This is a genomic window from Streptomyces sp. NBC_01190 (assembly GCF_045039895.1).
In the GTDB taxonomy this organism is placed as follows: Bacteria; Actinomycetota; Actinomycetes; order Streptomycetales; family Streptomycetaceae; genus Actinacidiphila.
Genome location: NZ_CP108580.1, coordinates 7,838,179 through 7,861,726, shown reverse-complemented (window position 1 = coordinate 7,861,726; position 23,548 = coordinate 7,838,179). Strand labels below are relative to the sequence as shown.

Below are 23,548 nucleotides of genomic sequence, written 5' to 3'. Positions count from 1 at the left end.
GTCAGCCCAGTTCGGCCGCCGTGAAGGAGGTGGCAGGGGCCGTGGTCCGAAGCGGCGAGAGCAGCCGCGGCGCGGCCGGGCGGTCCGCCGTCCGCAGCCCGCCCGCGCCGCCGGCCAGCGGCAGCCGCAGCACCGAGTGCTCGAGGTCCACCGTCACCTTCGGGGTGGTGTCGGGCGGCAGGATCAGTCCGCCGTCGGTGCCGGCCACGATCAGCGCCAGCCGGTGCCCGGCGGGTACGACGTGGTCGGTGGCGGCGAGCTGGATGGTGATGGTGTACGGCTTGCCCGGGGTGAGCGCCACACCGTGGTCGGGCGACCGGTAGTGGCCGAGGTCGGCCCAGCCGCGGCTGAACACCGTGTGGTCGACGCTCTCGCTGTCGGCCGCCGTGTCGAGGTAGCACGCGCTGTCACCGGCGGTGCTCTCGCCGTAGCAGGAGCGGGTGTCGAGGGTGGTGATGCCCTCGCCGCCGCCGAGGAAGTCGCGGATGGTCGCGGGGCCGAGGTCGACCAGGACCGCGGACAGGTGGGCGCTGGTGGTGGAGGAGGCGGCGGTCACCGTGACCGTGCCGCCGCCGGAGATCCGCAGGTCCTTGGCCAGTACCCCGGTGGTGAAGGAGGTCTTCTCGGGGGTGGCGGTGTCGGCCGAGGCGGCCCAGTCCTCCTCCCACAGGTCGGGGTCGTCGGTGAAGGACTCGGTGCCGGCCTTGGGCCGCCCGGTGCCGAGGGTGCCCAGACCGTCATCGGCGCCGGCGCCGACCCCGGCGCCGAGGCTGAGAGCGGTGTCGCGGGTGCCGGCCGGCGGCCACACGCCGTCGGTGGTCCAGTGGTCCACGCTCCGCTCGATGTCGGCCATCGGCTCCCGCTGGATGCCGTTGTCCACGCCGAGCAAATAGTGGTCGAACCAGCGCTGGAGGGTCGGCACCCAGGCCGAGCGGCGGTAGTCGAAGGGGTCGACGTGGCCGGTCTGCGACAGCCACACCTTGCGCTCGACGCCGTGCTCGGAGAGCGCCTGCCACCACTGGCCGAAGTTCTTGGTGCGGACGTTGAGGTCCTGCGTGCCCTGCACCGCGAAGACGCTGGCGCGCACCTTGCCGGCGTCCTTGAAGTAGTCCCGGGCGTTCCAGAAGGAGGTCCAGTCGCCGTCGCGGGGCGAGCCGTCGATGATCTTCTGCTGCTGCCCGGCGCAGGCGGCGTGGGCGCCGTCGCTCTCCACGTAGTCCGACAGCCACTCGGGACCGTCCTGGAGCGGCGCGCCCTGCTGGAAGTAGTAGTCGTACCAGGAGGAGATGGAGCTGATCGGCACGATGGTCTTCAGGCCTTTCACCCCGGTCGCGGCGACCCCGTTGGCGATGGTGCCGTCCCAGCTCTTGCCGATCATGCCGACGGCGCCGGTGGTCCAGGTGGCTTTGACGCCGTGGCCGCCGGCCCTGGCGCTGTAGCCCTTGGCGCGGCCGCCCAGCCAGTCCACCACGGCCTTGGCCGACTGGATGTCGGAGGGGCCGCCGATGTCGACGCAGCCGTCGGACCGGTCGGTGCCCGCCAGGTCGACCAGTACGGTCGCGTAGCCGCGGGGCACGAAGTAGTTGTCGTAGAACAACGGCGCCTGGACGATGGCGCCTGCCGCGTCGTAGGTCTTGATCTGGCTCTCGTTGCCGCGTCCGCAGCAGGAGTAGTACGGGCTGGCGTCCATGATGACCGGCACCTTGCGGCCGGCCTTCGCGGGTTCCGCGGGCCGCACGATGTCGACGGCCACCCGGTCGGTGCGGCCGTCGCCGTCGCCGTCGAGACCGGTGTCCACCCAGACGGCTTCGCGGATGGCGTCGGCGTAGGAGTAGTCGGGCTGGCTGAGGCCGTGCCGTACGGTGCCGCCCCCGGGGCCGGCCGCGTGGGCGGTGGCACCGGGGGCGGTGAGTACGGCGGCGAGAGCGGCAACAACCGCCAGCAGCAGGGAGATCCACGGATTGCGGGAGGCCCGCGTCTTTGAGATCACCCGGGGAGGCTAACGCCTGTTCGGGTCACGTCAACAGGGCCGCCGGCGGCTACTTGCCTCCCGTCAGCCCCGCCCGCCGCAGCGCGTCCGCCATCGCACCGCCCGGTGCGGACTGCCCGGACCCCGAGCCGCCGCCGCGCCGACCGCCCTGGCCGCCGGGGCTCTGACCCACCTGGCCACCCTGACCGCCCTGGCCGCCCTGACCGCCCTGCCTGGTGCCGCGATTGCCCTGCCGCGGCGGGGTGTTGCCCTGCCGCTCGCCGCCGCCCCGCTGCCGGGGGCCGCCCGCCGTCACCTCGTCGTCCAGCCGCAGCGTCAGCGAGATCCGCTTGCGGGGCAGATCGATGTCCAGCACCTTGACCCGGACGATGTCGCCGGGCTTGACGATCTCGCGCGGGTCGGACACATAGGAGTCGGAGAGGGCCGAGACGTGCACCAGGCCGTCCTGGTGCACACCGACGTCCACGAACGCGCCGAAGGCGGCCACATTGGTGACCACGCCCTCGAGCAGCATGCCGGGGCGCAGGTCCTTCATCTCCTCCACGCCCTCCTTGAAGGTCGCGGTCTTGAAGGCGGGCCGCGGGTCCCGGCCGGGCTTCTCCAGTTCGGCGAGGATGTCGGTGACGGTGGGCAGACCGAAGGTCTCGTCGACGAAGTCCTGCGGGCGCAGGGTCCGCAGCACGCCGCCGTTGCCGATCAGCTCCCTGATGCCGGTGCCCGCGCCGGCACTCATCCGCCGCACCACCGGATACGCCTCCGGGTGCACGCTGGAGGCGTCCAGCGGGTCGTCGCCGCCCTGGATGCGCAGGAAGCCGGCGCACTGCTCGTACGCCTTCGGGCCGAGCCTGGCCACCTCCTTGAGGCCCTTGCGGGTACGGAAGGGGCCGTTGGCGTCGCGGTGGGCGACGATGTTGGCGGCCAGCGACTCGGTGATGCCCGAGACCCGGCGCAGCAGCGGCACCGAGGCGGTGTTGACGTCCACGCCCACGCCGTTGACGCAGTCCTCGACGACCGCGTCGAGCGAGCGCGACAGCTTCACCTCGGACAGGTCGTGCTGGTACTGGCCGACGCCGATGGAGCGCGGGTCGATCTTGACCAGTTCGGCCAGCGGGTCCTGGAGGCGGCGGGCGATGGAGACCGCGCCGCGCAAGGAGACGTCCATGCCGGGGAGTTCGGCGGACGCGTAGGCGGATGCCGAGTAGACCGAGGCGCCGGCCTCGGAGACCACGGCCTTGGTCAGGTTCAGCTCCGGGTGGGCCTTGATCAGTTCGGCGGCGAGCTTGTCGGTCTCGCGGGAGGCGGTGCCGTTGCCGATCGAGATCAGGTCGACCCGGTGGGCGGCGGCGAGCCGGGCGAGGGTGGCGAGCGACTCGTCCCAGCGGTTGCGGGGCACATGCGGGTAGATGGTGTCGGTGGCGACCACCTTGCCGGTGTCGTCGACCACCGCGACCTTGACGCCGGTCCGCAAGCCCGGGTCGAGACCCATGGTGGCGCGGGTGCCGGCCGGCGCGGCGAGCAGCAGGTCGCGCAGGTTCGCCGCGAAGACCCGTACCGCCTCGTCCTCGGCCTCCTGGCGGAGCCGGACCCGCAGGTCGATGCCGAGCCGGACCAGGAAACGGGTCCGCCAGGCCCAGCGCACCGTGTCGGCGAGCCACTTGTCGGCGGGGCGGCCGCGGTCGGCGATGCCGAAGTTCTGGGCGATGCGCCGCTCGAAACTGGTCGGCCCCTCGGCGGGCTCCTCGGGCTCCAGGGTGAGGTCGAGCGCCTCCTCCTTCTCGCCGCGCAGCATGGCGAGCACCCGGTGGGAGGGCAGTTTGGCGAAGGGCTCGGCGAAGTCGAAGTAGTCGGCGAACTTGGCGCCGGCCTCCTCCTTGCCCTCACGCACCTTGGCGACGAGCCGGCCGCGGGACCACATCCGGGTGCGCAACTCGCCGACCAGGTCGGCGTCCTCGGAGAAGCGCTCGGTGAGGATGGCCCTGGCACCCTCCAGCGCCGACGCCGCGTCCTCGACACCCTTGTCGGTGTCGATGTAGGAGGCGGCCCGGGTCCGCGGGTCGAGGGAGGGGTCGGCGAGCAGCGCGTCGGCGAGCGGTTCGAGCCCCGCCTCGCGGGCGATCTGCGCCTTGGTGCGCCGCTTGGGCTTGAACGGCAGATAGATGTCCTCCAGGCGCGCCTTGGAGTCGGCGGCCATGATCTGCGCCCTGAGGGCGTCGTCCAGCTTGCCCTGGGATTCGATGGACTCCAGTACGGCGGCGCGCCGTTCGTCGAGTTCCCTGAGGTAGCGCAGCCGCTCCTCCAGGGAGCGCAGCTGCTCGTCGTCGAGGGTGCCGGTGGCCTCTTTGCGGTAGCGGGCGATGAAGGGCACGGTCGCCCCGCCGTCGAGCAGGTCGACGGCCGCCCGCACCTGCCCCTCGCGTACGCCGAGCTCCTCGGCGATCCTGGCCTCGACCGACCGCACAACCGACGTCGTCACGATGCTGAACCCGCTCTCTTCGCTGGACTCCTGCCCGCATTATCCAGGTCGGCGCAGCTTCTTCTGGAACCAGTGGTCGGCGAGGTCGTTGTCGTTGTAGGGCTCGATCTCCGCGTAGCCGTGCCTGGCGTACAGGGCGCGGGCCTCGACCAGGTCCTTGCGGGTGTCGAGGCGGATCCGGTCGGCGCCGAAGTCGGCGGCCGCGATCCGTTCCGCCTCGTCGAGCAACCGCGCCGCGAGGCCTTGGCCGCGGACTTCGGGGCCTACGTACAACCGGGTGAGTTCCACGGTGGCGGTGTCGAGGACCCGCAGGCCGGCGCAACCGACCGGCGCGCCGTCCCGGCGGGCGACCAGGAACTCGCCGGTGGGGCGGACCAGGTCGTCGCTCGGCATCTCGGCGAGCACCGCGGTGACCTCGGCGTCGGTGGTGGGGCGGCCGTAATAGCGGATGATCAGTTCGGTGTAGTAGCGGCGCAGCAGGTCCGCGGATTCGGGCGCGGACACCGGGTGTGTCGCCACGGTCCAGCCGGCGGTACGGGGCGGGTTCGTCGTCACACCGTTCATCCTGGCAGCGGACCCGCCGGGTTATCGCCCGGTTTTCCGGCCGGCCCGCCGCCGAGGGGACAGGTCAGTCGGTGAACCGCTCCCCTGCCGCCGCCTTGGCCGCCAGCAGGGGCGGCGGGGCGAACCGCTCGCCATAGGCCGCCGCCAACTCCCGGGCCCTGGCGGTGAACCCGGCGACTCCGCCGGGGTAGCCGTTGATGTACTGGAGCACCCCGCCGGTCCAGGCGGGGAAGCCGATGCCCAGCAGCGAGCCGATGTTGGCGTCGGCGACCGAGGTGAGCACGCCGTCCGCCAGCAGCCGCACGGTGTCGAGCGACTCGGCGAACAGCATCCGCTCCTGCATGTCGCGGAACGGGATCTCCACCGGCGGCCGGCCGGCGCGGTCGCCCGGCCGGCGGCTCGCCGGGTCCCCGAAGTGCTCGGCCAGGCCCGGCCACAGCCGGACGCGGCGGCCGTCCTCGTAGTCGTAGAAGCCGGCGCCGCCGGCGCGGCCCGGCCGGCCGAACTCGTCGACCATCCGGTCGATGATCCGCTCGGCCGGGTGCTCCTGCCACTGGCCGCCGGCCGCCTCGACCGCCTCACGGGCCTCGCGGCGGATCCCGCGGGGCAGGGTCAGGGTCAGTTCGTCCAGCAGGGCCAGCACCTTGGCGGGGTAGCCGGCCTGGGCCGCGGCTTGCTCCACGGAGGCGGCGGCGACGCCCTCGCCGACCATGGCGACGCCTTCGTCGATGAAGCGGCCGATGACCCGGGAGGTGAAGAAGCCGCGGGAGTCGTTGACCACGATCGGGGTCTTGCGGATCCGCCGCACCAGGTCGAAGGCGCGGGCCAGCGCCTCGTCACCGGTGCGGGCGCCGCGGACGATCTCCACCAGCGGCATCTTGTCCACCGGTGAGAAGAAGTGCAGGCCGACGAAGTCCCGCTGCCGCCGCACGCCTTCGGCGAGCAGGGTGATGGGCAGGGTGGAGGTGTTGGAGCACAGCAGCGCGTCGGGGGCGAGGACGGACTCGATCTCCTGGAAGACCTTGTGCTTGAGCGCCGCGTCCTCGAAGACCGCCTCGATCACCGCGTCGCAGCCCGCGAGGTCGGCGGGGTCCGCGGTGGGGCTGATCCGCGCGAGCAGCGCGTCCCGCTTCTGCGGGGTGGTGCGGCCGTTGGCGAGCGCCTTGTCCAGGAGGGCGGCCGAGTGGGCTTTGCCGCGCTCGGCGGCCTCCTGGGTGACGTCCTTGAGGACCACGTCGATACCGGCCCGCGCACAGGAGTAGGCGATGCCCGCGCCCATCATGCCGGCGCCGAGCACCGCGACCCTGGTCACCTGACGGGCGGGGATGTCCTTGGGGCGGCCCGCGCCGGAGTTGACGGCCCGCAGATCGAAGAAGAACGCCTGGATCATGTTCTTCGCGGTGGGGCCGCAGGCGAGCCCGGTGAAGTAGCGGGCCTCGATGGTGAAGGCGGTGTCGATGTCCACCTGGGCGCCTTCGACGGCCGCCGCCAGGATGTCGCGGGGCGCGGGATAGGGCGCGCCGGCGAGCTGCTTGCGGAGGTTCGCCGGGAAGGCGGGCAGGTTGGCCGCGAAGCCGGGGCTCTTGGGGGTGCCGCCGGGAATCCGGTAGCCGGGGGCGTCCCAGGGCTGCCTGGCCTCGGGGTTGGCGCGGATGAAGGCGCGGGCCCGCTCCAGCAGGGCCGCGGGCTCGGTCACCACCTCGTGGATCAGGCCGGCCTCCAGGGCGCGCCGCGCCGTGTACTGGCGGCCTTGGAGCAGCACCTTGAGCAGCGCGTCGGCGATGCCGAGCAGCCGTACCGTACGGACCACACCGCCGCCGCCCGGCAGCAGGCCGAGGGTGACCTCGGGGCAGCCGATCCTGGTGCCGGGGGTGTCGAGGGCGACGCGGTGGTGGCAGGCCAGGGCGAGCTCGTAACCGCCGCCGAGGGCCGCGCCGTTGACGGCCGCGACCACGGGCTTGCCGAGGGTCTCCAGCCGCCGCAGACCGCGCTTGATCCGCATCGAGCCGGCGAAGATCGCTTCGGCGTCGTCGGGGGTGGCGCGGATCAGGTCGCGCAGGTCGCCGCCGGCGAAGAAGGTCTCCTTCGCGGAGGTGACGATGATGCCGGTGATCTGTTCGCGGTCGGTCTCGAGGCGGTCGAGTACGGCGTCGAGGGAGTCGGCGAAGGCCGCGTTCATGGTGTTGGCCGACTGGCCGGGGTCGTCGAGGACGAGGGTGACGATGCCGTCGGCGTCCTGCTCCCAGCGGATGGTGGTGGACTCGCTCATGTCGGGTGCTCCGTTGGATCCGTAGGAGGTCAGGAGAGGCGTTCGACGACGGTGGCGACGCCCATGCCGCCGCCGACGCAGAGGGTGGCGAGCCCGTACCGCTGGTCGCGGCGCTCCAGTTCGTCGATGAGGGTGCCGAGCAGCATCGCGCCGGTGGCGCCGAGCGGGTGGCCCAGGGCGATGGCGCCGCCGTTGACGTTGACCTTGTCGAGGTCGACGCCCATGTCGGCGGCGAAGCGCAGCACGACCGCGGCGAAGGCCTCGTTCATCTCGATCAGATCGATGTCGTCGATGGTCAGCCCGGCTTTGGCCAGCGCCTTGCGGGTGGCGGGGGCGGGGCCGGTGAGCATGATGGTGGGCTCGGATCCGGAGACGGCGGCGGCGGCGATCCGGGCCCTGGGGGTCAGCCCGTAGCGCTCACCGATCCGCTCGTTGCCGATGGCGACCAGCGCGGCGCCGTCCACGATGCCGGAGGAGTTCCCCGCGTGGTGGACATGGTCGATCTTCTCCACCCAGTGGTACTTCTGCAGGGCCACCGCGTCGAAGCCGCCGGCCTCGCCGATCGTCGCGAAGGACGGCTTGAGGCCCGCCAGCGAGTCGGGAGTGGTGCCGGGGCGCAGGTGCTCGTCGTGGTCGAGGACGGTCAGGCCGTTGCGGTCGAGTACGGGGACCACCGAGCGGGCGAAGCGGCCCTCCTTCCACGCCTCGGCGGCGCGTTCCTGCGAGCGGGCCGCGTAGGAGTCCACGTCGTGCCGGCTCCAGCCGCCGAGGGTGGCGATCAGGTCGGCGCCGATGCCCTGCGGGACGAAGCCGGTCTGAAAGGACGTCATGGGGTCCATCGCCCACGCGCCGCCGTCGGAGCCCATGGCGACCCGGGACATGGATTCGACGCCGCCGGCCAGGATCAGGTCCTCCCAGCCGGAGCGGATCTTGGCGGCGGCCAGGTTGACCGCTTCGAGCCCTGAGGCGCAGAAGCGGTTCTCCTGGACGCCCGCCACGGTGTCGGGCAGCCCGGCGGCGATGGCCGCGATCCTGGCGATGTCGGAGCCCTGGTCGCCCAGCGGGCTGACCACACCGAGCACGATGTCGTCGACGGCGGCCGGGTCGAGGGAGGGGAAGCGGCGCCGGAGTTCGTGGATGAGGCCGACCACCAGATCGATCGGCTTGGTGCCGTGCAGGGATCCGTTCGCCTTGCCGCGCCCGCGCGGGGTGCGTACGGCGTCGTAGACGTAGGCCTCGGTGCTCAACGTCGTGCCTTTCGGTGAGGGTGCGGGCGGGGCGTGCTCACGTGCTTGCGCGGTCGCTACGGCCGGGGCACGGTCTCCGGCCGGGTCGGAGCGCCGGCCGGCGCGGGTAGGTCCCAGTCTCCGGCGACCTCGGCGGTGTGCTGGCCCGGGCGCGCGGGCGGGCGGCGCAGGGCGGTCGGGGTCGCGGAGAAGCGCGGCGCGGGGGCGGGCTGGACGATGCCGGCGTGCTCGGTGAAGGTGCCGCGGGCGGTCAGGTGCGGATGGCCGGGCGCCTGCGCGAGGGACAGCACGGGGGCGACACAGGCGTCGGTGCCGTCGAAGACGCGGGTCCAGCCGTCACGGGTGTCGGTTGTGAACCGGGCGGCGATCGCCGCCCTGAGCTCCGGCCAGCGCGCCGGGTCGGCGCGTTTGCCGGCGTCCTCGGCGGACAGGCCGAGCAGCGAGGCGAACTCGTCGTAGAACCGCTGCTCCAGGGCGCCGACCGCCATATGGCCGCCGTCCGCGGTCTCGTAGACGCCGTAGAACGGGGCGCCGCCGTCCAGCAGGTTGGTGCCCCGGCGGCCCGGCCAGGCGCCGGCGGCGCGCATCCCGTGAATCATGGCGGTGAGGTGGGCGGCGCCGTCCACGATGGCGGCGTCGACGACCTGGCCCTGTCCGTGGGCGCGGGCGTGGTGGAGGGCGGCCAGGACGCCGGTGACGAGGTAGAGGGAGCCGCCGGCGTAGTCGCCGAGCAGGTTGGCGGGTGCGGCGGGCGGCAGGTCGGCGGGGCCGGTCAGCGCGAGGGCCCCGGTCACCGCGATGTAGCCGAGGTCGTGCCCGGCGGTGGCGGCGAGCGGGCCGTGCTGGCCCCAGCCGGTCATCCGGCCGTAGACGAGCCGGGGGTTGCGGGCCAGAGCGGTCTCGGGGCCGACGCCGAGGCGTTCGGCGACGCCGGGCCGGTAGCCCTCGATCAGGATGTCGGCGCGCTCGGCCAGGTCGAGGACGGTGCCGGGGCCGTCGTCGCTCTTCAGGTCGACCAGGACCGAGCGTTTGTTGCGGTTGGTGACGTCGTACGCCGGGTCGATGCCGAGGCCCGGGCCGCCGGGCCGGTCGACGCGGATGACGTCGGCGCCCAGGTCGGCGAGCAGCATGGCGGCGAAGGGGGCCGGGCCGATCCCGGCCAGTTCGACGACGCGGACGTCCGTCAGTGGTCCGGGCACCGGGGTGGCCGGCGGCCGGTCCGGCGGTCCTGACGTCACCTCAGTGATGCTAGGAACGTGTTCCGGTCTTGGCAAGGGCTGACTGAGCGCTCGCTCAGTCAGCCCCGATGCCCCGCGAGGTGTCGGTGACGTCCGGATGGCCGGGGACGGAAAGGGGAACGGCCCGCCCGCGCCCGGGTGGGCGGGGCGGGCCGTCACGGCGCGCGATCAGGCGGATGTCTCGGCGGAGGAGGCGGCCTTGTCCAGTTGGAACGCCTCGTTGCCCTGTCCGATACGGGCGTGCGCGGCGGGGCTCTTGACCCGCAGCACCGCGCCGTAGACCAGGCCGGCGAACGCGGCGAGACCGATGATGCCGGGCAGGATCCAGCGCAGCCCGTGGCCCGGGTCGACACCGAGCAGCACCTTGAAGTCCTTCACCGCGTAGAAGGCGATGACCAGCAGCGCGATGGCGGAGACGGCGGAGGTGATCAGCCGCCAGGCCTGGACCCGGGCCGCGCCGCGCTTGAGGAAGAACACGATGATGGCGATGGAGGAGATGGCCATCAGCAGCACGATGCCGAGCGCCCCGATGTTGCCGGCCCAGGTGAACAGGCGCATCATCGGCGCGAACGACGGGTCGCCGCCCGGCTTGTTGTCGGTGATCGCGAAGGCGGCCACCACGACCAGCGCGATCACGGTCTGGATCAGCGAGCCGACGATGGGGGCGCCGCCGGAGTTGGTGGTGCGGCTCACCGAGCGGGGCAGCAGCCCGTCGCGGCCCATGGCGAACGCGTAGCGGGCGACCACGTTGTGGAAGCTGAGCAGCGAGGCGAAGATGCCGGTGATGAAGAAGACGTTGAGCAGGTCGGTGAAGGTGTTGCCGATCCTGGCCTGGTTGAGGTCGAAGATCATGGTCGGGCTGTGCTGCGCGGCGCTGACCACGTGCGAGGGACCGGCCGCGACGGTGACCGCCCAGGCGCTGATGGCGAAGAAGAGGGTGGCGAAGCCGACGGCGAGGAACATCACCCGGGCCACCACCCGCTGCGGCTTGCTGGTCTCCTCGGCGTAGACCGGGGCCTGCTCGAAGCCGGTGAAGGCGGCGATGCAGAAGCAGAGCGCGGTGCCGAAACCGGCGCCGGTGATGCTGTGGGGGCTGAAGGCGTGCAGCGAGACGCCCTGCGGGCCGGGGTCGGACAGGAAGCTGATGTCGAAGACCACGATCAGCGCCGTCTCGATGAGCAGCAGCACACCGAGCACCTTGGCGTTCACATCGATCTTCAGCGCGCCGAAGACGCCGGCGATCACCACGCCGCCGAGCGCCGGCCACCACCAGTCGACGTTGTGCTGCCAGTGCTCGGCGATCTGGCTGGAGATCTCGAACCCGAAGATCCCGTAGATGCCGCACTGGAGGATGCTGTAGGAGGCGAGGGCCACATAGGAGGCCGCGGCGCCGACGGTGCCGCCGAGACCGCGGGCTATGTAGGCGTAGAACGCGCCCGCGTTGTGCACGTGCCGGCTCATCTCGGCGTAGCCGAAGCTGAACAGGATGAGCACGACGCCGAGGATGAGGAAGATCAGCGGCACACCGACGATGCCGACCGCGGCGAAGGTGGTGGGCACCACGCCGGCCACCACCATCATCGGCGCGGTGGCGGCGAGCACCGACAACAGGAGGCCCGGAGTACCGATCCGGTCCGCGCGCAAAGCGCGCTGTTCACCCTTGAACGTGCTGATCTCGGTGGTACTGCCCGTCAGCATGGCTGCGGTTCCTTCCGGTGGAGGCGATACGGGTTCGGGACTTACGAGGAACCGAAGCCGAGCGCGTAGTTGCGCGCGGCGCGGAATGTCTTCTTGGGGTCGCGGTCGAGGTACGACCAGGGGACCCGGGTCGCCACCGCCCCGATCCGGTTGAACAGGGCGGCGGCGGCCACCGTGTCGCCGGAGTGGAACTTGGCGAAGGCCAGATAGTTCAGGTCGAGCGCGAGGCGCGGATGGGTTCGCCGGTCCCAGTCGAGCCACCAGTCGAAGGCCGCCCGCAGGCTGGTACGCGCCCGCGGGCTGGTCCAGTACGGCAGCCGGGCCGGATCGGCGGGCAGCGCCTTGGTGTCGGCCAGCACCCGGTACCGCTCGACGAGGGCGATCAACGGCAGGACGGCGAGCGGCGATCCTTGCCCGGCCTCGCCGGCGGCCCACTCGGCGAACTCGTACACCTCGTGGAACGGGTCGTCGCCGTCGGTCTTCTGACGCTCCGCCAGACACTGGGTCATCAGGTAGTGCGCGTGGTGGTGGCCGCGGTGCCGGCCCCGCACCTGGTCGAAGGCGCGCACCTGCTCGTCGTCGGTGCCGGTGCGGCGGGCCAGGATCAGCATGCCGAGCCACGGCGTCGGGTCGCTCGGCGTCATCCTGGCCACCCGCAGACAGGCGTCACGGGCGGAGTCGGCGCTCTGCTTGCCCGTGGCGGCGCGGAAGACGGCGGCGGAGGCGGCCAGCGCGGCGGCGTCCAGGCTCTCCGGCTCGGCCAGTTGCCACTCCTGGGCCCACGCGGCGGTGGTTTTTCCCTCGCCGAGCACAACCAGTCGGTGGCCGCGGCTGTCCCAGTCGTCGCCGGTCCTGGCGAGGAGCGAGCGGACCTCGTCCCAGCGGCCCTGGGCCAGTGCCGCCCGGGCGGCGACGAGTTCCTCGTCGCCGAGTGCGGGGTCGAAAGCCACATCGTCCTTGCCCCGCGTGAAGCGGAAGGGTGGCGGCGGTGGGGTCATCCGCGGGCAGCCCTCCACGGCAGCGCGTTACGTCGAGTGATCGCGAACAGCCAACCGGTAGGCGGCCGTCGACTACAAGTCCGGATCTGTTGTCTCGCTGTAGTCCCGTATCGTGGAGGGGGTTTGGGACGCGAATCAGCGCTGGTGGCGGCGTCCGGCTGGCGTTGGCGGCTCCGTTCCTGATAGTTCCTGATATTCGAAAGCCTGACCGCGGGCGGGGCTGGGGCGCGCGGCGGACAGGGGCGGCAGGTGAACGGCACACAAAGGCGCGCAAAAGCATGCAAAGGCACGAACGGCACTGATCGGGCACTGAACGGCTGACCGGCACCCACCAGCGGGGTGCGGCGACTGCCGTGCGGCGGGGACCGGGTGGGGAATGGACGGCAGTACCGTGGCAGGAGAGGGCGTCTCCGCGTCACCGCATCCGCTCGCGTATGTGCGGCGAAGACACGGCTGGAGCTACCAGGATCTGGCCCGGGTGATCGCCGACCATGCCCGCGCGCTCGGGGTGCCGATGGCGGCGCGCCGGGAGAAGGTGTGGCGGTGGGAGCACTGGGGGGTGGTGCCCGAGGCGGACAGCCAGCGCGCGCTCGCCCGTGCGCTCGGTATCCCCTTCCGCGAGCTCGAGTCGCGCCCCTGGCCCCGGTGGCTGCCGGCGCACGGCGGGATGCCGGATGGCCTGCCCTGGACCCCGGCCGGCAGCCTTGACGCCCTCAGCACGCTGGTGGACGGCGGCGGTTCGGACCCGCGCGGCTTCCCGATCGCCGACGAACAGGCACTCCTGGACGCGATCGCCGACTGGGACGCGGCGGGGGCGGAGGCCGGGCGGGCGGCGGACCCCCTGTACGCCGGGCAGGCGCCGGATCCGCCGCTGGTGCCGGCCGGCGGGGGTACGCACTCCCCCGTCCAGGCCCGCACACCGCTCCAGGCGCCGCCCCGGCTTCAGCCGAACGGCTGGCCGGGCGGGCGCGGTCCGGCGCTGCCGAGCGGCGACCGGCTCTCGGCCGGGCCCGGTCCGGGGCTCGCCGGCCCTTCGTCCCCATCGCGCCCGGTGGGGCGGGCGTCGGGGCAGGACCACGAACCCGGGCCCGTGACCACCGACGGACCGGTCGTGGTGGACGAGCCGGTCGTCGCCTGGCTGGAAGCGGGGGTGCTGGGGCTGCGCCGGCTCGACGACCGGCTGGGCGGCGCCGCCGTACGGCACCGGGTGGAGGCGGATCTCCGCCTGGTGTGCGGGCTGTTGAGCCGTGGTCTGGCGGCCGGCGCCGCCCGTACCCGGCTGCTGCGGGTGGCGGCGGATCTGGCACAGCTCGGTGGCTGGGCGGCCACCGACACCGGGCGGCACAGCGCGGCGCAGCGGCACTATCTGACCGGTCTGCGGCTGGCGCACAGCGCGGGCGACCGCGGCATGGCGGTGGCGCTGTGGGGCGGGCTTGCCCTTCAGGCGGTGATCGCCGGCCGCCCCCGGGACGCGGTGGCGTCGGCGGAGGCGGCGGTGCGGGCGGCGGGCGGCGGACCCCCGGTGGTACGGGCGCTGGCCGCCAGCCGGCTGGCCAGGGCGCACGCGGCGGCCGGCGCCGAGGGGGCCTTCCGGCGGGCGGCGGCCGAGGCCGAACGCCGGCTCGACACGGCGGGGGCGAGCCCGGGCCCACCGTGGCTGTACTGGTTCGGCGCGGCCGAACTCGCGGCCCAGAACGGCCAGGCGCTGCTCGACCTCGGGCTGGCGGCCGAGGCCAGGCCGCTCCTGGAGCGGGCACTGGCCACGCAGGATCCGGTCTTCCCGCGCGACCGCAGTCTCTACGCGGCCCGGGCCGCCGAGGCGCTGGCGCTCACCGGCGACCTCGACGGCGCCCGGGCGCTGGGCCGCGAAGCCGCCCGGCTCTCCCGCCAGTGCGGCTCACCCCGGCTGGCCGCCGCCCTGGACGCGCTCAAGCCGCACCTCGACACCCGCGGCTGACCGGCCGGCGCGGCGGCGCGGACCCGCCGACGTACCGGCGGCGGGTCAGACGCGGCGCAGCCGGACGACCGGGATGTCCCGGTCGGTCTTCTTCTGGTAGTCGGCGTACGGGGGATACACCTCCAGAAGGTGCGGCCAGACCCGGGCCTTCTCCTCGGGCGAGAGCACCTCCGCGCGGGCGGTGAAGCGCTCGTCGAGCACCCGCAGGTGCACCTCGGGGTTCTCCTGGAGGCTGAAGAACCACTGCGGGCTGGTGGGGGCGCCGCCCTGGGACGCGGTGACCAGGTAGTCGTCACCGTCCCGACCGTAGATCAGCACCGTACGGCGCCATTCGCCGCTGCGCCGTCCCAGGTAGTCGAGGAGCAGACAGGGCGAGCCGTTGAGGTCGGTGCCCTTCGCGCCGTTCGACTCCTCGTAGAGGTGGGCCTGCTCCGACACCCATCCCGCGGGGCTCTGTTTCACGGTGGCAGGGTCGTACTCGGTCATCGGCGTGCCTCCATCGGATCAAGGACTTCCGGCGTCCGGCCACGGCCGCCGCGTGGGCGGAGCCGGTCGCCGCTCCCTCGTCTGCCCCGCCCCGGCCGCTTCACAGCCCCGGGGCTCCCCAGAGCGGGAACCAGCGCGACAGATCGTTCTCCAGCCGCAGGTCGTCGCCGACCAGCGCCTTCACCTGGAGCTCCAGCGCATTGTCCCGCTTCTCGTCCGGCAACGGGGCGAACGGGTAGAAGGAGCCCCGCTTGTAGAGGTAGACCAGCGCCAGCGAGCGGCCCGCGGGGTCCTTGAATCCCACCAGGGAGCAGAGGAGCTGCGGGCCGAAGCCGTGCTCCTCCAGGGCGGAGTTGACCGCGTGCAGATCGGTGACGAGGTCGGTGACCGCTTCCGGATCGTGCCGGCTCAGCAGCCAGGTGTAGCCGTAGGAGTCCTGGCTGGTCTCCACCGGGACCAGCGCGTCCAGATCCTGCCGCATCTCGGCGAAGGCGCCGCCCTCGACCGCCGCGAAACACACCGAACCCAGTCCGGTGGGCCGCAGCTCGCTCGCGGCCCGCAGGGTGATGGCGGCGGAGCTGAGGCCGAAGAGCTGGTCGAGGTCGGGGCGGACCGGCTTGGTGCGGCCCAGCAGCACATCGAGCAGACCCATCAGCGGCGGTCCAGTTCGAGGGTGATCCGGCCGAGCTGCTCAAGGCGCTGCTCGAGGGTGGGGTGGGTGGAGAACAGCCGGGAGAGGGAGCGGCCGCCGGCCAGGGCGGGCGCGAAGTAGAACGCGTTGAACGGCTCCGCCTTGCGCAGGTCCTCGGTGGGGATGGCGGCCATCTGCCCGCTGACCTTGGTGAGGGCGGCGGCCAGCGAGGAGGGGCGGCCGGTGAGCAGCGCGGCGCTACGGTCGGCGGACAGCTCCCGGTAGCGCGACAGCATCCGGGTGAGCAGGAAGCTGATCACGTAGACGACGGCGCTGACCAGCGGGATGAGCACCGCGAGCGCGGCGGTGCCGGGGTCGCGGGCCCGCCGGAAGCCGCCCCACAGCCCGATCCGGGTGACGATTCCGGCGAGGATGCCGAGGAAGGAGGCGATCGTCATCACGGCCACGTCCCGGTGGGCGACGTGGGACAGCTCGTGCGCGATCACCCCTTCCAGCTCGTCGGGCTCCAGCCGCCGCAGCAGGCCGGTGGTGGCGCAGACCATGGTGTTCTTCTTGTTGCGCCCGGTGGCGAAGGCGTTGGGCACGTCGGAGTCGGCGATCGCGACCCGCGGCTTGGGCAGATCGCCGAGCGCGCAGATGCGGTCCACCACGCCGTGCAGCTCCGGCGCCTGCTCGGGGGTGACCTCGTGGGCGCCCATGCTGAAGGCGGCGATGCGGTCGCTGAACCAGAACTGGGCGATGAAGAGAACGGCGGCGATGACGACGATCAGCGGCCAGGAGCTCTGGAGCAGGGCGATGAGCGCCCCTACGAAGACGACATAGAGCAGTCCGATCAGGAACATGGTGACGACCATCCGGCTGGTCAGTCCCTTGTCCGACGCGAAGCGGTTACGGTTCATGGCCCCTCCCGAGACGTGCGGGGCGCGGGTCGCCAGTCCGCGGCCCGACATACTCCGTAGGTGAATACGTCCGTTGCTGCCGTATCTACCCAATGGTGCAACGACGAGCACGGCCCGACCGGTTCCGCTCTCCGGGTGACTTACCGGAGTTTTAATCTTCGCCGGCCGGGCGGCTCAGCGGCTCACGTCGAGTACGAGCTTGCCGACGGTCTGCCTGCCGCGCAGATCCTGGTGCGCGCGGGCCGCCTCCGCCAGCGGGTAGACCCCGCCGACCTGCGGTTTCAGCCGCCCGTCGGCGACCATGGCGAGCAGCTCGGCCATCGGCTCGCGGTACATGCCGGGGCGGGCCAGGCAGTGGGCGAGCCAGAAGCCGACCACCGATCGGGAGCGGCCCATGAGCTGGGCGGCGGATATCGGGGTCGCCGCCACCCTGGACGCCATGCCGTAGGTGACGAGCCGGCCGAAGGGGGCGAGGGCGGCGAGCGAGGCGTCGAAGACCGGCCCGCCGGTCATCTCCAGCACGATGTCGACCTTGCGGCCGCCGTTCGCCTCGACCAGGCGGTCCTTGAGGCCCTCCGGGTCGGCGTCGATCGCCGTGTCGGCGCCGAGTTCGAGGGCCAGCTCGCGTTTGTCCTTGGTGGAGGCGGTGGCGATCACCCGCCCGGCGCCGTACGCCTTGGCGAGCTGGACGGCGAGTGAGCCGGTCCCGCCGGCCGCCGCGTGCACCACGACGGTCTCCCCGGCGGCCAGCCGGGCGGAGGTCCGCAGCAGATGCCAGGCGGTGATGCCCTGGACGACCAGGGCGAGCGCCTGGGCATCGGTCACGGTGTCCGGCACATCGTGCGCGAGCTGCTCGTGCGCGACCGCCTTGGCCGCGTAGCCGCCGTTGTCGCTGAGCAGCGCGACGACCCGGCGGCCGTCCGGGGTACGGCCGACCACCTCGGCGCCGGGGACCATCGGCAGCGAGGAGCGGGAGAGATAGGAGTTCTCCACGGTGTGCGTGTCGGCGTAGTTGATGCCCGCCGAATCGACCTGGATCAGCAGTTGTCCGGGCCCGGCCACCGGCTCGGGCAGCTCGGCCTCGCGCAGCACCTCGGGGCCGCCGAACTCGGTGATCTGGATGGCGCGCACTGAGGACTCCTCCGGGTGGGGGCCGCGTTTCCTACCGGCCGGTAGGACACCACCAGAGACTACCGACTAGTTGGTATGGAGTACATGGCGTCCGGCGGCTCCGCCGCGAGCGGCTCTCCTCACGCCGCCGGGACCGGCCGGACGGGCGGCGGGCCGGTGTAGCGGGCGGACGGCCGGATGATCTTGCTGTCCGCGGCCTGCTCCAGGATGTTGGCGCTCCAGCCGACCGCCCGGGCGGCGGCGAAGGTCGGGGTGAACATCTCGCGCGGCAGCCCGCACAGCTCCATCACCACACCGGCGAAGAACTCGACATTGGTGTGGAGTTCGCGGCCGGGCTTCAGCTCGGCGAGCACCGCCTCGGCACGCGCCTCGACCTGCACCGCGAAATCCACCAGGTCGCCGCCGAAGCTCCTGGCGATGCCCTTGAGCATCCGCGAGCGAGGGTCCTCCGTGCGGTAGACGGGGTGGCCGAAGCCCATGATCCGGTCGCCGGCCAGAATGCGTTCGCGCAGCCAGGCGTCGATCCGGTCCGGGGTGCCGATGGCGTCGAGGGTGTCGAGCGCCCGGCTGGGCGCGCCGCCGTGCAGCGGGCCGGACAGCGCGCCGATCGCCCCGACCAGGCAGGCCGCCAGATCGGCGCCGGTGGAGGCGATCACCCGGGCGGTGAAGGTGGAGGCGTTGAAGCCGTGGTCGACGGTGGAGATGAGGTAGTGCTCGATCGCCCGCGCCTTGGCCGGGTCGGGGTCCCGCCCGGTGAGCATGTACAGATAGTTGGCCGCGTACGGCAGGTCGTCGCGCGGCTCGACCGGCTCGAGCCCCTGGCCGAGCCGGTGCAGCGCGGTGAGCAGCGTGGGTACGGCGGCGCAGGCCGCCAGCGCGTCGGCCCGGCGCCGCTCCGGCTCGATGTCGTAGAGCGGGCGGAAGCCCGCGGCGGCCCCCACCAGTGACAGCGCGGTCCGCAGTCCGGTGAGCGGTCCGGAGAGCGCGGTGGCGCGGGCGATGGCGGGGAGCGCGTCCCGTACGGCGGGCGGCAGGTGGCGCGGCGCGGCGGTCTGCGCGGCGAAGGCGGCCCGCTGGGAAGCGTCGGGCAGCGTGCCGAAGAACATCAGCTGCCAGACGTCCTCGAACGTGCGCTTCTCCGCCAGTTCAACAGCGGAGAACCCCCGGTAGTGGTAGAAGCCCTCGGTGCCGCGGACGTCACCGAGCGCCGTCTCGGTGACGATCACACCTTTGAGACCTCGGGGTACGTCGATGGCGGTGTTGTGCGCTGCGGTCGGCATTGCTTCCTCCTTGAGCCAATGACGTGACTGTCCATGGTTGATTAGCTGCTTGTCAACATTGATTACGCGTTGACTGAATCAATGTGTATGGAGCCCTCCGGCCCGCTACGGTGAGCCCATGACGAAGGGATCGGCGGGTGTGGCCGACGACGACCGCGGCGGGACGGGCGGCCGGATCGACACCCGGGAGGCGGCGCGGCGGCTCGGGGTCAAACCGGAGACGCTCTACGCGTACGTCAGCCGCGGCCTGCTCGGCAGCAGGCGGGCGGCGGGCGGCCGGGGCAGCACCTTCGACCCCGCCGAGGTCGAGGCGCTCGCCCGACGGGGCCGGCCGGCACCGACGGAGCCGGCCGGCGGGGCCGGAGGCGCGACGCCTGGCTCAGCAGAGGCCGCGAGGGCGGCCGGCGGGGCCGGTGGAGCGACGGGCGGGGTGGCGGGCGGCTGGGCCCGGATGCGGACCGGGATCACCCTGATCGACCCCGACCGCTACTACTTCCGCGGGGTCGACGCGGTCGCGCTGGCCGAGGCGTACGCCTACGAGGAGATCGCCGAGTGGCTGTGGACCGGGGTGCTGCGCCGGGGCGTACGGTTCACCGCTCCGCAGCAGTCCCTCAGCGCGGCGCGGCGGACCGCCGGATCGCTGCCCGCCGACTGCGGCCCGATGGACCGGCTGCGGGTCGCCGTCGTCGCCGCGGCCACCACCGACCCGCTGCGCTTCGACCTGTCGCAGGAGGCGGTGCTCGGCTCGGCCCGCGCCCTCATCCCGACCCTCGTGGACGCGCTGCCCTCGGTGGGCCGCCCGCCCGGCGGCAGCGGACCGCTCGCCGCGCGGCTGTGGCCGAAGCTGACCGCGCTGCCCCCGGACGAGGCCTCCCTGCGGGTCCTGGACGCCGCGCTCGCCCTCCTCATCGACCACGACCTGGCCGCCTCCACCCTGGCCGCCCGGGTGGCCGCCTCGGCCCGCGCCCATCCGTACGCGGTGGTGTCGGCGGGGCTCGGCGCACTCGACGGACCGCTGCACGGCCAGGCCAGTGCCCTGGCCCACCGCCTGCTCACCGAGGTGCTGGAGCGGGGCGGCGCGGGACCGGTGGTCGCCGAGTATCTGCGGGCCGGGCAGCGCATCCCCGGACTCGGCCACGGCGTCTACCGCGCGGAGGATCCCCGGGCCCGGCTGCTGTTCGCACTGCTCGCCCGGGTGCCCGCCGCCGAGCCCGCGCTGGCCGCCGCCCGCGACGTGGTGGCGACCACCGCCCGGCACAGCCCGCTGCACGCCAATGTGGACCTCGCGCTCGGTGTGCTCTCGGTGTCCTTCGGGATGCCCATGGAGGCGGGCGAGACGGTCTTCGCGGTCTCCCGGACGGCCGGATGGATCGCCCACGCGCTGGAGGAGTACGGCGAGCGGCCGCTGCGGATGCGGCCGAGCGGGTCCTACGACGGCCCGCGGCCCGCGCAGCCGCTGCCGTGAGCGGGGGCGGGGCGGGTCCGGGCACGGGTCCGGACGGATGAAAAAGAGTGCGGAAGAGCGGAAGACCGGGCCCCCGGCCGACCGGAATTTCCGGTGCGCGGCGCTCGTTGGAGCATTCATGAGCACTGTGGAGCTGACCAAGGAGAACTTCGACGAGGTCGTGTCCTCTCACGACTTCGTCCTCATCGACTTCTGGGCCGACTGGTGCGGGCCGTGCAAGATGTTCGCGCCGGTCTACGACAAGTCGTCGCAGACGCACCCGGACCTCGTCTTCGCGAAGGTCGACACGGAGGCGCAGCCGGAGCTGGCCGCGGCCTTCGAGATCCGGTCGATCCCCACGTTGATGATCGTCCGTGACAACGTGGCCGTCTTCGCCCAGCCCGGCGCGCTCCCGGCGCCCGCCCTGGAGGACGTCATCGCCCAGGCGCGCGCCCTGGACATGGACGAGGTGCGCAAGTCCGTGGCGGAGGCCCAGAGCAACGGCTGATCCCGAGCGCGCAAGACCCACACGGGGGCCCGCGGCGGCGCCGGACCTCGGAAGTCGGCACTGACTGCCGAGGACGGCGCCGCCGCTTTGTGCTGTCCGGCTCCGGACCGGCGGCCCCGCGGCGGAGCTGCCCCGCCGCGGACCCGCTGTGCCGTGGCGGATCGTGGTCCACGCGCGCCCGCCGGTGGCGCGGCCACGACTGTCAGAGGGTGCGCCTAGGCTCGGGAGCGTGATGGGAGACGTGGTGCGCGGCGGGCGGATCGCCGTGGTCGTGGATCCCGTCGGCTCGGGTGGCAGGCTGTGGCGGATCGGTGCGGACGGGGAGCCGCTGGGGACGCGGGAGTGGGTCGGGGATCTGGCCGCCGAGGTGGACCGGCTGGAGCGGGTGGCGGGGCCGCGCTGGATCTGGGCGGCGACGGACGAGATCTATCCGGGGCTGCTCGACCGCGGGGCGCGGCGGGTGGCGCGCTGCCATGACGTGAGACTGGTCGAGTCGCTGCTGCTCGGCCAGGAGGGCCGGCACCGGCACCCCAGGGCGCTGGGCGCCGCGTGGGCCAGGCTGCACGAGCTGCCGGAGCCGCCCGACACCGCGGAGCCCGGCGTCGAGGACCAGCCGGTGCTCTTCGCCGCCGACCGGCACCATCTGCCGCCGGACACCGATCCGCTGGCCGCGCTGATCGCGGTGCACGCGGGCCAGCAGCGCCGGGTGGCGGCGGGCGGGCATCCGGACCGGATGCGGCTGCTGTGCGCCGCCGAGTCGGCCGGCGCGCTGGCCGCCGTCGAGATGGGCCGCGACGGCCTGCCGTGGAGCGCCGCCGCGCACGACCGGCTGCTGACCGGGCTGCTCGGCCCCCGGCCGGCGGGCGGCGCCCGGCCGGCGCTCCTCCAGGAGCTGGCGCTGCACGTCCAGGAGGCCCTCGGGCAGGCGGTCAATCCCGACTCCCCCGCCCAGGTGCTGCCCGCCTTCGCGCGGGTCGGCGTACCGCTGCTCACCACCCGCTCGCACGAGCTGCGCCGGGTCGAGCACCCCGCGGCCGCCCTGCTGCTGCGCTACAAGGAGCTGTCGCGGATCCACGCGGCCCACGGCTGGGCCTGGCGGGAGCGGTGGGCGCAGGACGGCCGTTTCCGGCCGGAGTACGTGGCCGGCGGTGTGGTGACCGGCCGCTGGGCCACCCGCGGCGGCGGGGCGCTGCAGATTCCCCGGCTGCTGCGGGGCGCGGTGGTCGCCGACCCGGGGTACCGGCTGGTGGTGGCCGACGCCGGCCAGTTGGAGCCGCGGGTCCTGGCCGCGATGTCGCGGGACCCGGGCCTCACCCGGGCGGCGGCGGCCGGCGATCTGTACGCGGCACTGGCCGGGGACGCCTTCGGCGGGGACCGGGCGCGGGCGAAGATCGGACTGCTCGCCGCGATGTACGGGCAGACCGGGGGCGAGGCAGGACAGCCGCTCGCGGTGATGCGGCGCCGTTTCCCCAGCGCCCTGGCCCTGTTGGAAGCCGCGGCCCGTACGGGTGAGGCGGGCGGGATCGTACGCTCGCAGCTCGGACGTACCTCCCCCGCGCCGTCGGCCGACCGTTTCCTGGACGCGTCCGCCGACCCCGAGGACGGTCTGTCCACCGACCGGCGGGCGGCCCGCTCCTGGGGGCGTTTCACCCGCAACTTCGTGATCCAGGCCAGCGCTTCCGACTGGGCGCTGGCGATGCTGGCCGCCTCGCGCCGCCGGCTGGCGGAGATCGGCGAGGAGCCGAGGCTGGTCTTCTTCCAGCACGACGAGGTGATCGTGCATACGCCGGCTCCGCTCGCGGAGGCGGTGGCGGCGGCCGTGACGGCGGCGGGCGACGAGGCCCGCCGCCTGGTCTTCGGCGCGACGGACGTGCCGTTTCCGCTGGAGACCCACAGCGTGGAGTCGTACGCGGAGGCCAAGTAGCGCGGTGCGGCCCGGCTGTCGGGGCTGGTGGGCGCTTACTTGTCGGCGGCGGCGTCGGAGTCGGCGACCGCTGCCGCCGAGTCGGCGTCGTCCACCAGCTTCCGCATCCGGGCCACTTCGGAGGCGGCGGGCGCCGGTGAGGTGCGGCCGGCCGTCGCCCCGGCGGTCCCGGACGCGGCTCCGTGGTGCTGCTGTCCGCAGCCGGTGAGCAGGGCGAGGGCCAGGGCGGCGATCGGGAGCGCCAGGAGCGGCCGGGTCCGCCGGGTCACTTGGCGGCCTTCGCGCCGCCGGCGGCCTGGGTGCCGCACCAGGTGCGGACAGTGGCGAGGTCGGCGCTGCGGCGGTTGAGGGTGGGGACCAGGGATGTGCGGAAGGTCAGCTTGTCCTTGAGGTAGGTCTCCACGGCCGTGTGGCCCTTGGCCGCCGCGTTGTCGACGCGCCGTTGCAGCCGGGCGACGGAGCCGCGCACGGTGGCCGGGCCGTTGAGGCGCCGCAGGGCGCGGTCGATCCGGGCCTCGGTCTTCGGCAGGCGCTTGCACAGCGCGCGGGCGCCGTCACCGGTGGGGGCCTTCGCCGTCTTCGAGGGGGCCGCCTGCGGGGTGGCGGTGTCGGCCGCGGCCGTTCCCCCGACAGTGAGCAGGGCGGCGGCGACGGCCGCGGCCACGGTGACCGCGGTTCGGGTACCGCGGACGCTACGGGTCGTACGGGTGGTCTGCATTGTGGTCCTCCTCCGGATGGTCCGGCGCGGTTGCCCGGCCGGCATGACGGGGAGCGTAGGAAGCGTTTTTGT

At 73.3% G+C, this 23,548-nt stretch carries 19 protein-coding genes; 4 read left to right on the top strand and 15 right to left on the bottom strand.

Annotated elements, in window-relative coordinates; genetic code table 11:
• Position 1: 1 nt before the first annotated feature.
• The 8 genes from OG519_RS32895 to OG519_RS32860 all read right to left on the bottom strand — a co-directional run bounded on the left by OG519_RS32895 (position 2) and on the right by OG519_RS32860 (position 12,477).
• Positions 2-1,990 (bottom strand): Xaa-Pro dipeptidyl-peptidase, encoded by a 1,989-nt coding sequence (locus tag OG519_RS32895; protein WP_405591880.1) that lies wholly within the window; start codon positions 1,988-1,990, stop codon positions 2-4.
• Positions 1,991-2,039: 49 nt separating this feature from the next.
• A complete protein-coding gene (locus OG519_RS32890; RefSeq protein WP_405591877.1) occupies positions 2,040-4,463 on the bottom strand; it encodes a Tex family protein in 2,424 nt (807 codons plus the stop codon).
• A gap of 39 nt (positions 4,464-4,502) precedes the next feature.
• A complete protein-coding gene (locus tag OG519_RS32885) occupies positions 4,503-5,027 on the bottom strand; it encodes a GNAT family N-acetyltransferase (protein ID WP_405591874.1) in 525 nt (174 codons plus the stop codon).
• Positions 5,028-5,091: 64 nt separating this feature from the next.
• On the bottom strand, positions 5,092-7,296 hold the full coding sequence (locus OG519_RS32880; protein ID WP_405591872.1) for a 3-hydroxyacyl-CoA dehydrogenase NAD-binding domain-containing protein: 2,205 nt from the start codon (positions 7,294-7,296) through the stop codon (positions 5,092-5,094).
• 29 nt (positions 7,297-7,325) lie between these two features.
• Complete coding sequence (locus tag OG519_RS32875) at positions 7,326-8,543, bottom strand: acetyl-CoA C-acetyltransferase (RefSeq protein ID WP_405591869.1); 1,218 nt, start codon at positions 8,541-8,543, stop codon at positions 7,326-7,328.
• A 56-nt stretch (positions 8,544-8,599) separates the two neighbouring features.
• The gene (locus OG519_RS32870; RefSeq protein ID WP_405591866.1) at positions 8,600-9,781 is read right to left on the bottom strand and encodes a CaiB/BaiF CoA transferase family protein; all 1,182 of its coding nucleotides are present in this window, start codon (positions 9,779-9,781) and stop codon (positions 8,600-8,602) included.
• Positions 9,782-9,949: 168 nt separating this feature from the next.
• Positions 9,950-11,479 carry an APC family permease gene (locus OG519_RS32865; protein ID WP_405591863.1) on the bottom strand — a complete coding sequence of 510 codons (1,530 nt, stop codon included), beginning with the start codon at positions 11,477-11,479 and terminating at the stop codon, positions 9,950-9,952.
• A 41-nt stretch (positions 11,480-11,520) separates the two neighbouring features.
• Positions 11,521-12,477 carry a hypothetical protein gene (locus OG519_RS32860; protein ID WP_405591861.1) on the bottom strand — a complete coding sequence of 319 codons (957 nt, stop codon included), beginning with the start codon at positions 12,475-12,477 and terminating at the stop codon, positions 11,521-11,523.
• Between the two features lie 376 nt (positions 12,478-12,853).
• On the opposite strand from OG519_RS32860, the gene OG519_RS32855 reads away from it, so the two are divergent.
• Complete coding sequence (locus OG519_RS32855) at positions 12,854-14,434, top strand: hypothetical protein (protein WP_405591859.1); 1,581 nt, start codon at positions 12,854-12,856, stop codon at positions 14,432-14,434.
• A gap of 45 nt (positions 14,435-14,479) precedes the next feature.
• On the opposite strand, the gene OG519_RS32850 is transcribed toward OG519_RS32855, so the two are convergent.
• The 5 genes from OG519_RS32850 to OG519_RS32830 all read right to left on the bottom strand — a co-directional run bounded on the left by OG519_RS32850 (position 14,480) and on the right by OG519_RS32830 (position 18,882).
• On the bottom strand, positions 14,480-14,920 hold the full coding sequence (locus OG519_RS32850; RefSeq protein ID WP_405591856.1) for a nitroreductase family deazaflavin-dependent oxidoreductase: 441 nt from the start codon (positions 14,918-14,920) through the stop codon (positions 14,480-14,482).
• Positions 14,921-15,020: 100 nt separating this feature from the next.
• Positions 15,021-15,572, bottom strand: coding sequence for a hypothetical protein (locus OG519_RS32845; RefSeq protein ID WP_405591853.1), 552 nt, complete (start codon positions 15,570-15,572; stop codon positions 15,021-15,023).
• The gene (htpX, locus tag OG519_RS32840) at positions 15,572-16,471 is read right to left on the bottom strand and encodes a zinc metalloprotease HtpX (protein WP_405591850.1); all 900 of its coding nucleotides are present in this window, start codon (positions 16,469-16,471) and stop codon (positions 15,572-15,574) included. The genes OG519_RS32845 and htpX overlap by 1 nt, the downstream gene beginning before the upstream one ends.
• A gap of 174 nt (positions 16,472-16,645) precedes the next feature.
• Positions 16,646-17,602 carry a zinc-binding alcohol dehydrogenase family protein gene (locus tag OG519_RS32835; RefSeq protein WP_405591847.1) on the bottom strand — a complete coding sequence of 319 codons (957 nt, stop codon included), beginning with the start codon at positions 17,600-17,602 and terminating at the stop codon, positions 16,646-16,648.
• Positions 17,603-17,721: 119 nt separating this feature from the next.
• The gene (locus OG519_RS32830; protein WP_405591844.1) at positions 17,722-18,882 is read right to left on the bottom strand and encodes a citrate synthase; all 1,161 of its coding nucleotides are present in this window, start codon (positions 18,880-18,882) and stop codon (positions 17,722-17,724) included.
• Positions 18,883-19,000: 118 nt separating this feature from the next.
• On the opposite strand from OG519_RS32830, the gene OG519_RS32825 reads away from it, so the two are divergent.
• The 3 genes from OG519_RS32825 (at position 19,001) to OG519_RS32815 (ending at position 22,758) form a co-directional block, all read left to right on the top strand.
• The gene (locus tag OG519_RS32825; protein WP_405591841.1) at positions 19,001-20,347 is read left to right on the top strand and encodes a citrate/2-methylcitrate synthase; all 1,347 of its coding nucleotides are present in this window, start codon (positions 19,001-19,003) and stop codon (positions 20,345-20,347) included.
• 118 nt (positions 20,348-20,465) lie between these two features.
• Positions 20,466-20,834: a thioredoxin gene (gene trxA / locus OG519_RS32820; protein ID WP_405591838.1), complete on the top strand. Its 369-nt coding sequence runs from the start codon at positions 20,466-20,468 to the stop codon at positions 20,832-20,834.
• A 232-nt stretch (positions 20,835-21,066) separates the two neighbouring features.
• The gene (locus OG519_RS32815) at positions 21,067-22,758 is read left to right on the top strand and encodes a bifunctional 3'-5' exonuclease/DNA polymerase (protein WP_405593165.1); all 1,692 of its coding nucleotides are present in this window, start codon (positions 21,067-21,069) and stop codon (positions 22,756-22,758) included.
• A 35-nt stretch (positions 22,759-22,793) separates the two neighbouring features.
• On the opposite strand, the gene OG519_RS32810 is transcribed toward OG519_RS32815, so the two are convergent.
• Positions 22,794-23,027 (bottom strand): hypothetical protein, encoded by a 234-nt coding sequence (locus OG519_RS32810; RefSeq protein WP_405591836.1) that lies wholly within the window; start codon positions 23,025-23,027, stop codon positions 22,794-22,796.
• Complete coding sequence (locus tag OG519_RS32805; RefSeq protein ID WP_405591833.1) at positions 23,024-23,476, bottom strand: hypothetical protein; 453 nt, start codon at positions 23,474-23,476, stop codon at positions 23,024-23,026. Before OG519_RS32805 ends, OG519_RS32810 begins: the two co-directional genes overlap by 4 nt.
• Positions 23,477-23,548: the final 72 nt, after the last annotated feature.

Coding starts and splice junctions, on each gene's coding strand:
- OG519_RS32815 (WP_405593165.1), top strand. CDS start 21,067: ATGGGAGACGTGGTGCGCGGCGGGCGGATCGCCGTGGTCGTGGATCCC.
- OG519_RS32885 (WP_405591874.1), bottom strand. CDS start 5,027: ATGAACGGTGTGACGACGAACCCGCCCCGTACCGCCGGCTGGACCGTG.
- OG519_RS32805 (WP_405591833.1), bottom strand. CDS start 23,476: ATGCAGACCACCCGTACGACCCGTAGCGTCCGCGGTACCCGAACCGCG.
- OG519_RS32880 (WP_405591872.1), bottom strand. CDS start 7,296: ATGAGCGAGTCCACCACCATCCGCTGGGAGCAGGACGCCGACGGCATC.
- OG519_RS32850 (WP_405591856.1), bottom strand. CDS start 14,920: ATGACCGAGTACGACCCTGCCACCGTGAAACAGAGCCCCGCGGGATGG.
- htpX (WP_405591850.1), bottom strand. CDS start 16,471: ATGAACCGTAACCGCTTCGCGTCGGACAAGGGACTGACCAGCCGGATG.
- OG519_RS32865 (WP_405591863.1), bottom strand. CDS start 11,479: ATGCTGACGGGCAGTACCACCGAGATCAGCACGTTCAAGGGTGAACAG.
- trxA (WP_405591838.1), top strand. CDS start 20,466: ATGAGCACTGTGGAGCTGACCAAGGAGAACTTCGACGAGGTCGTGTCC.
- OG519_RS32830 (WP_405591844.1), bottom strand. CDS start 18,882: ATGCCGACCGCAGCGCACAACACCGCCATCGACGTACCCCGAGGTCTC.
- OG519_RS32860 (WP_405591861.1), bottom strand. CDS start 12,477: ATGACCCCACCGCCGCCACCCTTCCGCTTCACGCGGGGCAAGGACGAT.
- OG519_RS32855 (WP_405591859.1), top strand. CDS start 12,854: ATGGACGGCAGTACCGTGGCAGGAGAGGGCGTCTCCGCGTCACCGCAT.
- OG519_RS32825 (WP_405591841.1), top strand. CDS start 19,001: ATGACGAAGGGATCGGCGGGTGTGGCCGACGACGACCGCGGCGGGACG.
- OG519_RS32845 (WP_405591853.1), bottom strand. CDS start 15,572: ATGGGTCTGCTCGATGTGCTGCTGGGCCGCACCAAGCCGGTCCGCCCC.